Genomic DNA, 15242 nt, shown 5'->3' on the forward strand with positions numbered 1-15242 from the left:
ACCGGGAGGCGTCCTGCTCCCGTTAACAAGTAATAACTATCGTAATTATGTGATACCGATTCAGTATAGGACGCAAAATCTACTGATTCAATCAAAAATCTTAGCAAACTAACTACGAGTTAATAACATTGATATTCATGATGTTAGGCGCGAGAAGTTTCTTCCGCTGAATTCTCTGCTGCGCCAGCCTGCATCTTATAGCCTATTCCGGCGAGAACGACGGTGGCGACCATTACGCTGGTGGTGGCCAGCAGCGGGGCGGCAATCAGTGAAGAAACCACCAGGCTTGCGAGGAAGCAAAGACCTAATTGCAGCGTATTCTGTAATGCTGCCGCGCGGCCTGTTGCCTGAGGGAACGGACGCAGCGCGCGCGCCACGACGATCGGGTAAATCGCGCCGTTAGCCATTGCCATCACGCAGAATGGAATCAGCAGCGCGGTGAGCGACACATGTGCGGTGAGGCCGACGCCCCAGGTGGCCAGGACGCTGACGGCGTAAATCAACAGCAGCCATGGCAGCAGTTTTGCACCATCCCATTTTTGCAGCGCCGCGCGGCAGCCGTAACCACCCACGAGGAAGGCAATGGTTTGTGGCACATAGCTCAGACCAATCACAGTTGGGCTGTAGCCCATCGCATTAAGAATAAACGGCGAGCCGGTCAGCCAGGCGAAGAAGCTGGCGGAGCAGGCGGCGTAGATGAGTACGTTGCCGCGATAGTCCTGGCTGCGTAACAGCTTCATAAAGGTCAGTTTATCGCCAGTGACGGCAACCTTTTTGTGCGCGGGTTTCAGGCGCAGCGCCGGGATCATCAAAATCAGCGTGATGGCAAAGAGGGTGGCAAAGATGGCCTGCCATTCAAAATGATGCAGGATCCAGCTTCCCAGCAGCGGGGCCAGCGCCGGAGAAAGCCCGACAAGCGGCATAATCGTCGCAAAAATACGGTTAGTGCGCTGGGCCGGGTAGTAATCGGTCACCATCGCCTGCCAGGTTACCGCGGCTGCACAGACGCCGACCGCCTGCACAAAGCGCAGGATCAGCAGGGTGGTGGCATCGCGAACCCACAGCATTCCCAGACAACCAAGGGCAAAAATCGTCAGGCCAATCAGCAAAACAGGCTTGCGGCCATAGCGGTCTGAGAGAGGTCCCCACAGCAGCTGCGCCACGGCAAACCCGGCGAGAAACAAACTCAGGCTTGCGCTTACGGCAGCCGCTGGCGTTTGCAGATCGCTTTGAATCGCGGCGAAGGCCGGAAGATACATATCGGTGGCGAGAAAACCTAACACACTCAGGCCCGCCAGCCAGACTAAAAATCCTTTCCCAGGTTGCATAAAAACGCCTTTTCTTGTTTTGGAGGAGGCTGAGAGTGTAGAGAGTGAAATCTGGCTTGTGAAACGCTAATATTTGCGTATTGGTTTCAAAAATTTTGTGAGCAGAAAATGTGGTCTGAATATTCACTGGAAGTTGTGGATGCCGTCGCGCGTAACGGAAGCTTTAGCGGCGCGGCAAATGAGCTGCACCGGGTGCCTTCTGCAATCAGCTATACGGTGCGACAACTGGAAGAGTGGCTGGCGGTTCCGCTGTTCGAACGGCGCCACCGGGATGTGGAATTAACCCCTGCCGGGGCGTGGTTTTTAAAGGAGGGGCGGTCTGTTATCAAAAAAATGCAGATCACCCGTCAGCAGTGTCAGCAAATTGCCAATGGCTGGAGAGGGCAGTTGGCTATCGCGGTGGACAATATTGTAAAACCAGAGCGCACCCGACAAATGATTGTCGATTTTTATCGCCACTTCAGTGACGTAGAGCTGCTGGCGTATCAGGAGGTATTTAACGGCGTGTGGGATGCCCTGGCCGATGGGCGAGTGGAGTTAGCGATTGGCGCGACGCGCGCCATCCCTGTTGGGGGGCGATATGCGTTCCGCGACATGGGTATGCTGAGCTGGCAGTGCGTGGTGGCCAGCACGCATCCGCTAGCACAGATGACAGGGCCGCTGAGTGATGACGTGTTGCGCAACTGGCCGTCGCTGGTGCGCGAAGATACGTCACGGTCGTTACCGAAACGTACCACCTGGTTGCTGGATAATCAGAAAAGGGTCGTGGTGCCCGACTGGGAATCGTCAGAAACCTGCTTATCCGCAGGATTATGCGTTGGCATGGTGCCAGAGCATTTTGCGCGACCGAAGATAGATAAAGGCGAATGGGTTGCCCTGGAGCTGGAAAACCCGTTTCCCGATGCGGCCTGTTGCCTGACCTGGCAGCAAAACGACAGTTCACCGGCGCTAAGCTGGTTATTAGAGTATCTGGGAGACAGTGAAACGCTGAACAGCGAATGGCTGCGAACGCCCGAATTGAGCGTTCGCTGTGGCGATTAACGGCGATAGTCGCGGAACGGGCCGTCGGCCACGGAGCGGCGTTCAATCAGGCGCGGGTGCACCTCGATGGACTGCGACTCTTCGCGTTTGCTGACAATTCGGTCCATCAGCATATTGAAGGCGGTTTCTCCGAGGGAATCCTTCGGCTGGTGGATAGTGGTCAGCGCCGGGGTGAAGAAACGTGAGTTGCGCACGTTGTCATAACCAATCAGGGAGATATCCTGCGGCACGCGCAGTCCCATTTCGTCTGCGGCGCACAACGCACCCATCGCCATGATATCGCCACCGCAGAAGATAGCGGTAGGGCGCGGATTCTGGGACAGAATTTGCTGCATCGCACGATAGCCGGATTCCGGTTCGAAATCGCCCTGCACGATCCAGTTTTCCGGCACCTTGATCATCATCTCGTCCATGGCTTTCATAAAGCCAGCCAGACGACCTGCACCGGTGTTGCGCTCCAGCGGACCTGGGATCACGCCAATTTCGCGATGCCCACGTTCTACCAGATAGCGACCAGCCATGTAGCCGCCTTCGAAGGCGTTATCGATAACCGAGTCGGTAAAGTCAGCTTTCGCTTCGCCCCAGTCCATAACCACCATCGGAATATGGCGGTACTCTTCCAGCATTTGCAGCAGCGGTTCCGGGTATTCGGAACACATCACCAGCAGGCCGTCCACGCGTTTCTGCGCCATCATGGAGAGATACGCGCGCTGTTTTTCAAGGTTGTTCCACGCATTACCGAGGATCAGGGTATAGCCTTTCTGGAAGCAGTTCTTCTCAACGGCTTCAATAATTTCTGCAAAGTAGGCAGCTTCACTGCTGGTCGCCAACAAACCAATGGACTTGGTGTGATTGACCTTCAGGCTACGGGCCACGGCGCTGGGAGAGTAGTGCAATTCTTTGATTGCCGCCCATACCGCTTCACGCGTCTCTTCGGCGACAAAACGCGTCTTGTTAATCACATGTGATACAGTTGTAGTGGAAACGTTTGCGCGCTTCGCTACATCTTTAATAGTTGCCATTCCATCTCACTCCAGACCCGGGCCTGCCCCTGATCGATTCAATACGAAAACGTTTGCCTTCACTCACCCTGGCGCAATGTTATGAATTGCGGTTCGCCGGGAAAACGACACAGGACGACAGGAGGGGGTCAATGGCCGATACACTTTTTAATAAGCGTCGAATTTTGTCTTATCTTTGCCAAAAGTGGAAGCGCAAAATCGGTTATTGCGTGAAATCCGGGAAGATTTTTGCGAATAAGTGTGCAAAAATGACATAGCTCACTTTTGGTGTGGGGATAATAAGGAGAAAAATTGATGAGTACCGAACTGAAGATGTCAATTACCACAACGGTTATTACGCTGGCGCTGATCGTCGCGGCCGCGCTGACCGCCGTCCTGCATTAACCCATCCTAAAGGGAGAGACGGCTCTCCCTCTCTTCGATTGTTATCAATTCAGCAAAAATATTTTGCTAATTTGTTCACTTCTGTTTTTTTGTGATTGATGTCATGCTTTTGCAATCTGTTGTCACGCCGCTCTGCGTTTGCGGCAAACCGGAGTCAAAGCATGAAAGTGAATTATCCCTTACTGGCGTTAGCCGTAGGCGCATTCGGGATCGGTACCACCGAATTTTCGCCGATGGGGCTATTACCCGTTATTGCCAAAGGGGTTGATGTCTCGATTCCTGCCGCAGGTATGTTGATCAGCGCCTACGCTGTAGGTGTCATGGTTGGCGCGCCGCTGATGACGCTGCTGCTCTCACACCGCGCACGCCGCAATGCCTTAATTTTCCTGATGGCGATTTTTACCCTGGGTAACGTCCTTTCTGCTATCGCCCCGGATTACACCACGCTGATGCTGTCGCGCATTATAACCAGCCTCAACCACGGCGCGTTCTTTGGCCTGGGGTCGGTGGTTGCCGCAAGCGTGGTGCCAAAACATAAACAAGCCAGCGCGGTAGCAACCATGTTTATGGGGTTAACCATCGCCAATATCGGCGGCGTTCCGGCGGCCACGTGGCTTGGAGAGACCATCGGCTGGCGCATGTCGTTCCTGGCGACGGCTGGGCTTGGCGTGATTGCCATTATCGGCCTGTGGTTATCCCTGCCGAAAGGCGGGGCGGGCGAGAAACCGGACGTGAAACGTGAACTGTCGGTGCTGGTACGCCCGCAGGTATTGTCTGCGTTGCTCACGACCGTGCTGGGTGCCGGGGCGATGTTCACGCTCTATACCTACATTTCACCGGTGCTGCACACTATCACGCATGCGACGCCTGCCTTTATCACCTTAATGCTGGTACTGATTGGCGTGGGCTTCTCAATCGGTAACTATCTTGGCGGTAAATTTGCTGACCGTTCGGTCAGCGGCACCCTGAAAGGTTTTCTGCTGCTGTTGATGTTGATTATGCTGGCGATCCCGTTCCTGGCGCGTACGGAAATCGGCGCGGCATTCAGTATGGTGGTGTGGGGCGCGGCGACCTTTGCCGTGGTGCCACCATTGCAGATGCGCGTAATGCGTGTTGCGCATGAAGCGCCGGGGCTTTCATCTTCGGTCAACATTGGTGCGTTTAATCTTGGCAATGCGCTGGGGGCCGTAGCCGGTGGGGCGGTGATTTCCGGCGGCCTGGGTTACAGCTTTGTGCCAGTGATGGGGGCGATTGTAGCAGGGGTTGCACTGCTGCTGGTCTTCTTCAGCAGCCGTTCACAGGGTGAAGAGGCCGTGGTTAGCCAGTAACAAAAACGCAGAAGGGGAAACCCTTCTGCGTCATTTCTTTATGCCGCCAGATTCTCAGCAACAAACTTCCAGTTTACCAGCGCCCAGAAGTGCTCCAGATAGCTCACGCGCGCATTGCGGTAATCAATATAGTAAGCGTGCTCCCACACATCTACCGTCAGCAGCGGTTTGGCATCCGTCGTCAACGGCGTACCCGCGTTAGAGGTAGAGACAATCGCCAGGCTGCCGTCGGCTTTTTTCACAAGCCAGGTCCAGCCAGAACCGAAGTTTTTCGCGGCGGCATCGCTGAACTGCGCTTTAAACTCAGCAAAGCTACCGAAAGCACGGTTGATGGCTTCTGCCACTTCACCGGTCGGTTCGCCACCGGCGTTCGGTGCCAGGCAGTGCCAGTAGAAGGTGTGGTTCCAGACCTGTGCTGCGTTGTTAAACACGCCGCCTTCAGAGGTGCGAATGATCTCTTCCAGCGATTTGCCTTCAAACGCCGTCCCTTTCACCATATTGTTCAGGTTGGTGACGTAAGTCTGGTGGTGTTTCCCATAATGATATTCGAGCGTCTCGGCAGAAATGTGCGGTGCCAGAGCGTCTTTGGCATACGGTAATGCAGGTAATTCGAACGACATTGCTACTCTCCTTTTTATAGTTAATATCCCCAGTAACCTTGTACTGAGTGTGGATAGAGTAGCAAATTAAAAGGTGTGATAAAAGAGAAGGTTACCCTGCCAGCAGCGTGGCAGGGCAGGGGTTAGCGGATGGTTTTCGGGGTCATCACGCGGCGCGCGCCGACGTAGTGGCGATCCCAGTAGTCTTCACTGAGGGAGGTGATTTGAATATCGCGACCGGTTCGCGGAGACTGAATAAACTTCCCGCCGCCGATATAGACGCCAACGTGATCGGCGGTGCCGCGCCCACGTGTGCGGAAGAACACTAAATCGCCGCTCTCCAGCTCACCCCGGTCAATCGCACGGGCATCGCGTAGGTGGTACATTTCGTTAGCGGTACGCGGGATACGGAATTTCACCAGATCTTTATACGCGTAATACACCAGGCCGCTGCAATCAAAACCGGTGCGTGGCGAGGTGCCGCCCCAACGGTAAGGTTTGCCAATCTGGTCCATCAATTTGTTCATCGCGGTTTTCTGCGCTTTCTGCACGCGCGCTTTATGCGCTTCGGCGATGGTTAACGGTTTGCTCTCCACTGCGCTGGTGGTGCAGGATTTCTTATGGCCCTTCCGCACCACGCATTTGGTGGTGACGTTTGCCGCTGCGGTTTTCATCGTGCTGCTTTTGCCCCGGCGCGTAGTGGCCGTCTTCGTGGTGCTGGCAGTGCGCGCGATGCGGGATGATTTGCTGGCGGTAGAGGTGGTTTTTTTACTTGCCGTCGCCTTCGTGGTGGTTTTTTTATTGGTTGAGGCGGTGGACTTCTTCTTGCTGCTGCTTTTGCTGACGGTATTTTTCTTCTTCCGTTCGCTTCCTTTTGCGGAAAGCGATTTTTGCGCCGCCGTGGCTTTCGTGTGACCGGAAGCGTGCGAGAGCGGCGAGAATGCTAATGATGAAAACAGCAAAGCACAGAGCGTGATCGACATTTTTTTTATTCGCGCCACTGAGCAATCCTCTGAGTATGGAGGCATAAAATTCATGCCTGGGTATGATTTACAAAACTCATCAATTCTAATCCATATAAACCAATAAAGTTAATAGCGATTTTGTATCTAAAATAGTGTTTCGTTAGCAAGTGCAAAAAAAAACAGCAATCGAAATACAATCAGCCAAAAAATGCACAGTTTTTTTATCGGCAGGCTGCTAAAGTGACATTTCGAAGGCATCTTCTGCGCTCAGACGGTAAAATAGTAAAGAGTGAATAAAATGTTATTTTCCGTCTGAGGTCTGAAACGCTACAATGTCAGACTACATGTGGTATTCGAAGTTAAGGAAGTAAGACAATGAGCACAACTGTTGAAACAATCCAACGTCAGATCGCCGAGAACCCCATCCTGCTGTACATGAAGGGTTCCCCGAAACTGCCAAGCTGCGGTTTTTCCGCACAAGCTGTCCAGGCGCTCTCTGCCTGTGGCGAACGTTTTGCTTACGTAGATATTCTGCAAAACCCGGAAATCCGCGCTGAGCTGCCGAAATACGCGAACTGGCCGACCTTCCCGCAGCTGTGGGTAGATGGCGAACTGGTTGGCGGCTGCGACATCATCATCGAGATGTACCAGCGCGGCGAATTGCAGCAGTTGATCAAAGAGACTGCTGCAAAATATAAAGAAGAAGAGCCGAAAGCGGAGTAATTCGCAGGCGGTTACAGCGTTAGCCGCCTTCTGGCAAAAAAAAGCGACCTGAAACGGTCGCTTTTTTTATGTGATTTATTCAGCAGCCATTGGCAGCGGCCAGCCACCCAGACGTTTCCAGCGGTTGACGATTTCGCAGAAGAGCTGCGCAGTTTGTTCCGTATCGTACAGCGCGGAGTGCGCCTGCTCGCCGTCAAAGGCCATACCTGCGGCAATACAGGCTTTCGACAGAACGGTTTGCCCCAGCGCCAGCCCACTCAGCGCAGCGGTATCGAAAGTCACGAAGGGGTGGAACGGATTGCGTTTCAGATTCGCGCGCTCGGCGGCGGCCATCATAAAGCTGTGATCGAAGGTAGCGTTATGCGCGACCATAATGGCGCGGTTGCAGCCCGCGTCTTTCAGGCCTTTGCGCACCATTTTGAAAATGGCATGCAGCGCGTCATGTTCGCTTACGGCGCCACGCTCAGGGTCAGTTGGGTCAATCCCGTTAAACGCCAGCGCTTCCGGTTGCAGATTCGCACCCTCAAACGGCTCAACATGGAAATGTGCAGTGGTGTCCGGCATCAACCAGCCATCTTCATCCATTTTCAACGTGATCGCTGCAATTTCGAGCAGAGCATCAGTTTTGGCGTTGAATCCGGCGGTTTCCACATCAATCACCACGGGATAAAAACCACGAAAACGGTCGCACAGACCATTCAGTTGCGCATTGTCGGACATTAGAATCTCTTAACCTGAAAAAAGTAGCGCGCATTATGGCAAATTTTGCCAGGGGATGCAGTAAAAGCGGATAAAAGAACGGGCGCCGTAGCGCCCGTGGGGAATCAGTTGCCGAGGCCTTTGCCGGCATCTTTTTCTTCAATCAGTTCGATTTTATAACCGTCCGGATCTTCAACGAAGGCGATAACCGTGGTGCCACCTTTTACCGGGCCCGCTTCACGGGTAACGTTACCGCCGTTGTTACGGATACGCTCACAGGCTTCTGCGGCGTTGTCAACGCTCAGGGCGATGTGGCCATAAGCATTGCCGAGGTCGTATTTATCGACGCCCCAGTTATAGGTCAGCTCAATTACCGCTTCGTCTTTTTCGTCACCGTAGCCGACGAAGGCGAGGGAGTATTTGTACTCGGTGTTTTCACTGGTACGCAGCAGTTTCATACCCAGTACTTTGGTGTAAAACTCGATGGAGCGTTGCAGGTCGCCGACACGAAGCATGGTGTGCAATAAGCGCATAATTTCCTCTCACTGGATAATCGTTATTTAAAACAAAACATTATTTTAGTATAGCGGCGGATCCCTGCCGCTATCAATGCACGATTACAGCGTAGGGTAATCGGTGTAACCTTCGGCGTCGCCGCCGTAGAAGCTTTCGGGACGCTGCGGGTTGAGTTCCGCTTTGCGTTGCAGACGAGCGACCAGGTCCGGGTTGGCGATATATGCGCGGCCAAAGGCAACGGCGTCAATCAACCCTTTTTGGATCAGATCTTCGGCTTTTTCCGGCGTGTAGGCCCCGGCACCGATAATCACACCCTGGAAGCGGGCGCGCACTTTTTCACGGAACGTTTCGCTGTACGGTTCGCCACCGGCCCAGTCTGGTTCAGACATGTGCAGGTAAGCAATCCCACGTTTGCCCAGTTCTTCAATCAGATACAGCGCATCGGCTTCTTCGTTCGGGCCATTGTCCACGTTCTGGAAGGAACCAATCGGCGATACGCGGATCCCAATGCGGTCTGCACCCCATTCTTCAATCGAGGCATCAACCACTTCCAGTACCAGACGTGCACGGTTTTCGACGCTGCCACCGTACTGATCGGTACGGTGGTTAGAAGACGGCGAAAGGAACTGATGCAGTAAATAACCGTGTGCGGAGTGCAGTTCAACCAGGTCGAAACCGGCTTCACGGGCATTGGCGACTGCCTGACGGAAATCATTCACAATCCCTGGGATCTCTTCGGTTTCCAGCGCACGTGGCATAGAGGTATCAACGCGAATAGCATGACCGTTTTCGTCACGCAGGGAAGTACGCGTTCCGGCGCTAAGGGCAGATGGCGCAACCGGAGCCTGGCCGCCAGGTTGCAGGCTGGAGTGGGAAATACGCCCGGTATGCCAGAATTGCACGGCAATGCGGCCGCCTTCAGCGTGAACACCCGCGGTGATTTTTTGCCATGCGGCAATTTGCTCTTTGCTGTAGAGGCCCGGCGCGCCGGAATAGCCTTTCGCCTGGGCGGAGATCTGCGTCGCTTCAGAAATAATCAGCCCTGAACTGGCGCGTTGACGGTAGTACTCAGCCATCAGCGGCGTTGGGATATCGCCTGGCTCAATGCTGCGTAAGCGGGTGAGCGGGGCCATAAAGACACGGTTAGGGGCAGTAACAGCGCCCACTTTCAGCGGGGTAAACAGTTTTTCTTGCGACATAGTGACTCCTGAGTAGACCGGTCGTCTAGTGATTCGATAAAATAAAACGCCCTTATTGTGCGGGCGTTGCAATCATAATTTTGGCGTGTGCCAGGGCGCTTTCCAGCGGCGTCGAACTCTTTGAAATCTTGGCCTGGAGGTTCGCGCCCAGCCAGAGTGAATAGAGCACCTCAGCCTGGGTATGCGCCTCGCCGTCGAAGCGTAAACAACCGTGACGACGACCTTGTTCCAGCGCCTGCGCCAGCAGGTTGATAATCTGACTGGCGCCTTTATTCATTTCTGTACGCATGTCTTCCGACAGGTCGCACACTTCAGCGGAGAGTTTCACGGTTAAACAACCGCTAATTTTTCCCTGCTGGCAAAACTGGTTAACGGCCTGCTGATAGTAAGCCAGCAGGCGATCGCGATAGGTCCCTTCACCCGAGGCAAAGTGTTGCGCAAGGCGTTGGTGGTAATCGGCAAAATAGCGTTCAAGCATCGCGACGCCAAAGGCTTCTTTCGAACGGAAATAGTGGTAGAACGATCCTTTCGGAACTTCCGCCGTTTTCAACAGTTCGCTTAAGCCCATTCCAACAAAACCGCGTTGCATGCAAAGCTGCTCGCCGGTGGCCAGAATATGTTCGCGGGTATCGTGTTCACTCTGTTTGCTCATGGGGAAATAATCTAATAGACCAATCGGTCTAGTGCAAGTTATTTTTCGCCTGGCCCGTTGACAATAAAGTTGCAGAGGCGAGCGTAAACGTCTTCAATGTGAAGAAGCGTCGTTAACAGGAGGCCAACGTGGCGGAGCAGCTGGAATTTTTCCCGGTGCAGAGTCCGTGCCGGGGTATATGTCAGAGTGATGAGCGCGGATATTGCCGGGGCTGTATGCGCAGTCGCGATGAGCGCTTTAACTGGCAAAAGATGAGCGATACGCAAAAGCAGGAGGTATTACGCCTCTGCCGACAGCGTCTGCTGCGCAAATTACGCGCAAACAAAACCAACGATGCCGAAGAACCTCAGCAGCCCTCACTGTTTTAACGGCAGAATTGCGTATACTCGTTACAAATTTTCGTTGAGGAAGCTGTTATGGTTCAGCGTATTACCCTGGCGCCGCAAGGGCCGGAATTTTCACGTTTCGTCATGGGATACTGGCGTTTGATGGACTGGAACATGTCCGCCCGTCAGTTAGTGAGTTTTATTGAAGAGCACCTCGACCTGGGCGTGACGACGGTCGATCACGCGGATATTTACGGTGGATATCAGTGTGAAGCGGCATTCGGCGAAGCGATGAAGCTGGCGCCGCATCTGCGCGAGCGGATGGAAATCGTCACCAAGTGCGGTATCGCCACCACGGCGAAAGCCGAAAACGTGCTGGGCCACTACATTACCGACAGCAAGCACATTATCAGCAGTGCAGAACAGTCGCTGATTAACCTGGCGACCGACCGTCTGGATCTGCTGCTTATTCACCGCCCGGATCCGCTAATGGACGCTGACGAAGTGGCAGAAGCATTTCTGAACCTGCATCAGAGCGGAAAAGTGCGCCACTTCGGCGTCTCAAACTTTACGCCAGCACAGTTCGCATTGTTGCAGTCGCGTCTGCCGTTTACACTGGCGACCAATCAGGTTGAAATCTCGCCCATTCATCAGCCGACAATTCTCGACGGCACGCTGGATCAACTCCAGCAGCTGCGCATTCGTCCGATGGCGTGGTCCTGCCTTGGCGGGGGGCGCTTGTTTAACGACGACGAGTTCCAGCCGTTACGCGCGGAACTGGCGCAGGTCGCCACGGAGCTAAACGCTGCCAGCATCGAGCAGGTGGTTTACGCCTGGGTGATGCGTCTGCCGTCGAAACCGTTGCCAATCATCGGTTCCGGTAAAATTGAGCGCGTACGCTCAGCGATTGAATCCCAGTCTCTGGAAATGACGCGTCAGCAGTGGTTCCGCATCCGCAAGGCGGCTTTAGGCTTTGACGTTCCCTGAGCCATTTCCCCGACCCCCGGTGAAAAACGTGTCCCTGGTTTACACTTAACGGGGACACGACAGTAACGGAGGTCTCATGAAAAGATTTACCCTGACTATCCTTGCGCTGGCTTTTTCTGCTGGCGCACAGGCTGCGGGTGACAATGTTGAAATGAATCTTGTCACATCCCAAAGCGTCGGCCAGTCAATTGGTAGCATCAAAATTAGCGAAACGGATAAAGGGCTGGAGTTTGCGCCCGATCTCAAGGCATTACCGCCTGGAGAACACGGTTTCCATATTCATGCCAACGGCAGTTGCCAGCCCGCCATCAAAGAGGGGAAAGCCAGCGCTGCGGAAGCCGCCGGTGGCCATTTCGATCCTGAAAAAACCGGTAAACATGAAGGGCCGGATGGCAAAGGCCATCTCGGTGATTTACCTGCGTTAATCGTTGATAAAGACGGAAAAGCCACCACGCCGGTCTACGCGCCACGCTTGAAGAAATTTGCGGACATTGAAGGCAAGGCGCTGATGATCCACGTGGGCGGCGATAACATGTCCGATCATCCCAAACCGCTCGGCGGCGGCGGGGCGCGCTATGCCTGTGGGGTGATTAAGTAGCTCGCTCGGTAATCGTTCCGGTTACCGGCGCCTGTTCCAGCTGCGATAATGAGCAGTGCAGGCGCCAGACAATCGACGCCAGTTCCCGGGCGGCAGGCTGGTGGTGATGGGACAGTGCCTCGGAGATACGTTGTAATTCCTGTAGTGACGTGGTGAGCGGACGTTGCTGTACGCCGCGCTCACTCATCACATCGCGCAGCAGGCTGATACAGAGATCGCGCACCTGTGAAAGCGGGTCAGAGCGCGCTTCCCAACTGCGTAACTGCCACACCACGTGGCTGCAGTTCAACAATACCACGCCCCAGCGCAGTAGCCAGCGCCGGGCCAGCTCATCCTTACTGTTACTTAACTGACTGATATGGTGATAAACCAGCGACTCAAAATCGTGCTCGCTGTTGTTGGGATGGCGGCTGAGTTGGTCGACAAAGTGACGCCGTAACGCACGAATATGGCGACGGCTTTTGCGCGCATCGGAACCGGGTTTTAGTACGGCAAAGGCCATCCATGCCAGCCCAACGCCGAGGATCTTAGCCAGATTATCATTCAGAAAATCCGCAAAGTCATAGACCGGCGGATTGGTCACGGCGATAAACGAGCCCATAAAGACAATCAGTTGCCCCCACAGCCCGGCGCGCTTCGGCATTTGTAATTTGAGTAACTGCATAGTGGTCAGCAGCGGAAACAGAAAAAGCAGAAATTGCCACAGATCGGTTATTTGCACCATCAGGCCAAATTTAACCACAAAGCTGAACAGAGAGAGCAGCACCAGGGTGCGCATCAACAGCGTCAGTGAGTTAAACGGCGAAGGTGAAACGGAATAGAGTACACAGCAGATAGCCGATAACGTCAGCGCCGCGGCACCCGACTCCCATTGTGTGCTGATAGCCCACGCGCCGACTGCCAGAAGGGCGCAGAAAGTGCGCACGCCGTTCCAGGCGGCCTCCGCGTGATCCGTATGGCGCATCAGGGCGGGCGCGGCAGGTACGGCAAATTCGGAAACGGCGGTCGCATTTTCCAGCCGCGAAATCCATCGGCTGCTGGCAAGATAAACGCGGCAGAAATACCGCAGACGATCCCAGAATGCGCGATGACGGTAATCCTGCGGGTCGGTCGGAGCCAGCGGCGCAATGATCCGCGCAACGGTGTAGATATCGCAACCGGGCCGCGCCAGCGCCTGCAAAAGTTGTTCAATCACCAGGCGAATATTTTCCGGGGGATTGGGCCAGTTGAGCAGCATGCGTCGCAGGCTGGAGATCACGCTGGTTAGCCGCAGTTGCTGGTGGAGAAGCGCATTCAACAGCGAGTTTTGCTGGCGAAAACGATAATGACTCCAGAATGCCTGAATACGCAGCAGGTTCATGGTAAGAATCTGGCCGATGACGCTTTCATGCGCGGTGCGAATCGCATCGGTCGTCACCGGTTGCCAGAGCAGGCTGGCGTGTTCAAGCAGGCGGGCATGCATGTTTTTAAGCGCGGTCAGCAGTGCGGTGCCGTCGGACGTACTGGGCAGGATCATCATCATCAACCCGCCGCATAAAATCCCGACAATCACTTCGCAAACACGCGCCTGTGCGATAGTCCACAGTTCGGTGGCATCGGTGACGTTGATCACCGGGAACGCGATAATGGCGCAGGTATAGCCCGCCAGTTGAAACGCGTAGGCCACGTTGTTGGTGAACATCGCGCATGCCCAGGTGCAGAAGCTTATCCAGCCTGCCATACAGACTAAAAACAGCCACGGATCGGTTAAGGTATGTCCCGCAATAATCACCGCCGCCCAGGCGCCAAACAGGCTACCGGCGATACGACCAAAACTCTTGCTGATAACGCCGCCGACGGTAGGAAAACTCACTACCGCTGCGGAGGTCATCGCCCAGTAAGGTTCATCCAGTTGCAGGTAGTAGGCGATGCTCAGCGCCAGGCACATGGCGATACCGTTACGTAATGCGTATCGCCACTGCGCCGGGCTTGCCTTAAACCAGGGCAGTGACGCCAGGCTCAGACTGGGTAAGGTCATTTTTGGCTGCCAATCGATACGGAGCAGGTCGTCCCCGCGACCAGCACGACGTCATCCGGCAGGCTATCAAATTCGATACGCACCGGAACACGCTGCGCCAGACGAACCCACGGGATATTGGGTTTGATGTCGGCCACCAGGCTGCTGTCGCTCTCCAGGCTTTGGTCGTAAATCGCGCGACCAATACTGTTGACGTGACCCTGTAACGTTTTGCCGTTGCTGTAGAGCTGAATAGAGGCGCTATCGCCTGGTGCGATATGTCGCAGCTTGGTCTCTTCAAAATAGCCGACGACATAGAATGAATGACTGTCGATCAGCGCAAACACCGGTTGGCCCTGAGTGGCATAGTTGCCGACGCGTGTAGACAGATTAGTGACCCAGCCGTCGACCGGCGCTTTGACGAGGGTTTGCGTCAGCTGCCAGCGGGCATGTTCAAGCTCTGCGGCGGCGGCATCCTCGGTGGCTTTAGCGGCTTTGACCGACATATTTGCGCTATCGAGATCTTCTGCTGAAATATAATTATGCGGCAGGTTCTGACGGCGTGTGGCTTCATGGTTAGCTTTCACCAGGTCAGACTGCGCTTTTGCCAGCTGCGCTTCGGCGTTCATCACGGCAATGCGCCACGGCGTTGGGTCAATCTCAAACAGGACGTCGCCTGCTTTAACAAACTGGTTGTCCTTCACATTCAATTTCAGAATGCTGCCGGAAACCTGCGGGGTAATATTGACCTGCTCTGAGCGGACTTTCCCGTCGCGCGTCCAGGGGGATTGCATGTAATAGTTCCAGCACAGCCAGACCGCGATGGCTGCCAGGGCAGCAACCAGAAGCGTAGAGAAATATTTTAATTTTTTCATTTAG

17 protein-coding genes are annotated in these 15242 nt (G+C 54.5%); 7 read left to right on the forward strand and 10 right to left on the reverse strand.

The window, feature by feature from the left end; translation table 11 throughout:
* Window positions 1-143 precede the first annotated feature (143 nt).
* Window positions 144-1328 carry a purine nucleoside transporter PunC gene (punC, locus tag G163CM_RS05290; RefSeq protein WP_231827138.1) on the reverse strand — a complete coding sequence of 395 codons (1185 nt, stop codon included), beginning with the start codon at window positions 1326-1328 and terminating at the stop codon, window positions 144-146.
* Between the two features lie 108 nt (window positions 1329-1436).
* Between punC and punR the strand changes: the two genes are divergently transcribed.
* Window positions 1437-2369, forward strand: coding sequence for a DNA-binding transcriptional activator PunR (gene punR / locus G163CM_RS05295; RefSeq protein WP_231827139.1), 933 nt, complete (start codon window positions 1437-1439; stop codon window positions 2367-2369).
* Here the strand turns inward: punR and purR are convergent.
* Window positions 2366-3391, reverse strand: a complete 1026-nt coding sequence (gene purR, locus G163CM_RS05300) for an HTH-type transcriptional repressor PurR (protein WP_231827140.1) — start codon at window positions 3389-3391, stop codon at window positions 2366-2368. The genes punR and purR overlap by 4 nt on opposite strands.
* Window positions 3392-3685: 294 nt before the next feature.
* Here purR and cydH point away from each other — a divergent pair, with 294 nt between their 5' ends.
* On the forward strand, window positions 3686-3775 hold the full coding sequence (gene cydH, locus G163CM_RS05305) for a cytochrome bd-I oxidase subunit CydH (protein ID WP_015964251.1): 90 nt from the start codon (window positions 3686-3688) through the stop codon (window positions 3773-3775).
* A 98-nt stretch (window positions 3776-3873) separates the two neighbouring features.
* Complete coding sequence (locus G163CM_RS05310) at window positions 3874-5103, forward strand: MFS transporter (protein WP_420851390.1); 1230 nt, start codon at window positions 3874-3876, stop codon at window positions 5101-5103.
* 38 nt (window positions 5104-5141) lie between these two features.
* Here the strand turns inward: G163CM_RS05310 and sodB are convergent, their stop codons facing one another.
* Window positions 5142-5723: a superoxide dismutase [Fe] gene (gene sodB, locus G163CM_RS05315; protein ID WP_015964253.1), complete on the reverse strand. Its 582-nt coding sequence runs from the start codon at window positions 5721-5723 to the stop codon at window positions 5142-5144.
* 122 nt (window positions 5724-5845) lie between these two features.
* Complete coding sequence (locus G163CM_RS05320) at window positions 5846-6703, reverse strand: C40 family peptidase (protein WP_231827141.1); 858 nt, start codon at window positions 6701-6703, stop codon at window positions 5846-5848.
* Window positions 6704-7042: 339 nt separating this feature from the next.
* Between G163CM_RS05320 and G163CM_RS05325 the strand changes: the two genes are divergently transcribed.
* Window positions 7043-7390 carry a Grx4 family monothiol glutaredoxin gene (locus tag G163CM_RS05325; RefSeq protein WP_015964255.1) on the forward strand — a complete coding sequence of 116 codons (348 nt, stop codon included), beginning with the start codon at window positions 7043-7045 and terminating at the stop codon, window positions 7388-7390.
* A 75-nt stretch (window positions 7391-7465) separates the two neighbouring features.
* Here the strand turns inward: G163CM_RS05325 and rnt are convergent, their stop codons facing one another.
* The 4 genes from rnt to G163CM_RS05345 form a co-directional block, all read right to left on the reverse strand.
* Entirely contained in the window at window positions 7466-8110 is a 645-nt protein-coding gene (rnt, locus tag G163CM_RS05330; RefSeq protein WP_015964256.1) for a ribonuclease T, read from the reverse strand.
* 104 nt (window positions 8111-8214) lie between these two features.
* Complete coding sequence (gene gloA / locus G163CM_RS05335; protein WP_015964257.1) at window positions 8215-8622, reverse strand: lactoylglutathione lyase; 408 nt, start codon at window positions 8620-8622, stop codon at window positions 8215-8217.
* A gap of 84 nt (window positions 8623-8706) precedes the next feature.
* Window positions 8707-9804, reverse strand: a complete 1098-nt coding sequence (gene nemA, locus G163CM_RS05340) for an alkene reductase (protein WP_231827142.1) — start codon at window positions 9802-9804, stop codon at window positions 8707-8709.
* Between the two features lie 52 nt (window positions 9805-9856).
* Entirely contained in the window at window positions 9857-10456 is a 600-nt protein-coding gene (locus tag G163CM_RS05345; RefSeq protein WP_015964259.1) for a TetR/AcrR family transcriptional regulator, read from the reverse strand.
* A gap of 128 nt (window positions 10457-10584) precedes the next feature.
* Here G163CM_RS05345 and G163CM_RS05350 point away from each other — a divergent pair, with 128 nt between their 5' ends.
* From G163CM_RS05350 to sodC, 3 genes are all read left to right on the forward strand, one after another.
* Complete coding sequence (locus tag G163CM_RS05350) at window positions 10585-10824, forward strand: DUF1289 domain-containing protein (protein WP_015964260.1); 240 nt, start codon at window positions 10585-10587, stop codon at window positions 10822-10824.
* A gap of 48 nt (window positions 10825-10872) precedes the next feature.
* Window positions 10873-11769 carry an aldo/keto reductase gene (locus G163CM_RS05355; protein WP_015964261.1) on the forward strand — a complete coding sequence of 299 codons (897 nt, stop codon included), beginning with the start codon at window positions 10873-10875 and terminating at the stop codon, window positions 11767-11769.
* A 76-nt stretch (window positions 11770-11845) separates the two neighbouring features.
* Window positions 11846-12367: a superoxide dismutase [Cu-Zn] SodC gene (gene sodC / locus G163CM_RS05360; protein WP_015964262.1), complete on the forward strand. Its 522-nt coding sequence runs from the start codon at window positions 11846-11848 to the stop codon at window positions 12365-12367.
* On the opposite strand, the gene G163CM_RS05365 is transcribed toward sodC, so the two are convergent.
* Together G163CM_RS05365 and G163CM_RS05370 are read right to left on the reverse strand one after the other, a co-directional pair.
* On the reverse strand, window positions 12360-14384 hold the full coding sequence (locus tag G163CM_RS05365) for an FUSC family protein (protein ID WP_231827143.1): 2025 nt from the start codon (window positions 14382-14384) through the stop codon (window positions 12360-12362). The two genes, sodC and G163CM_RS05365, sit on opposite strands and share 8 nt — an antisense overlap.
* Window positions 14381-15238, reverse strand: a complete 858-nt coding sequence (locus G163CM_RS05370) for an efflux RND transporter periplasmic adaptor subunit (RefSeq protein WP_231827144.1) — start codon at window positions 15236-15238, stop codon at window positions 14381-14383. Before G163CM_RS05370 ends, G163CM_RS05365 begins: the two co-directional genes overlap by 4 nt.
* Window positions 15239-15242 lie beyond the last annotated feature (4 nt).

This window comes from Pseudocitrobacter corydidari (genome assembly GCF_021172065.1).
Classification (GTDB): Bacteria; Pseudomonadota; Gammaproteobacteria; order Enterobacterales; family Enterobacteriaceae; genus Pseudocitrobacter; species Pseudocitrobacter corydidari.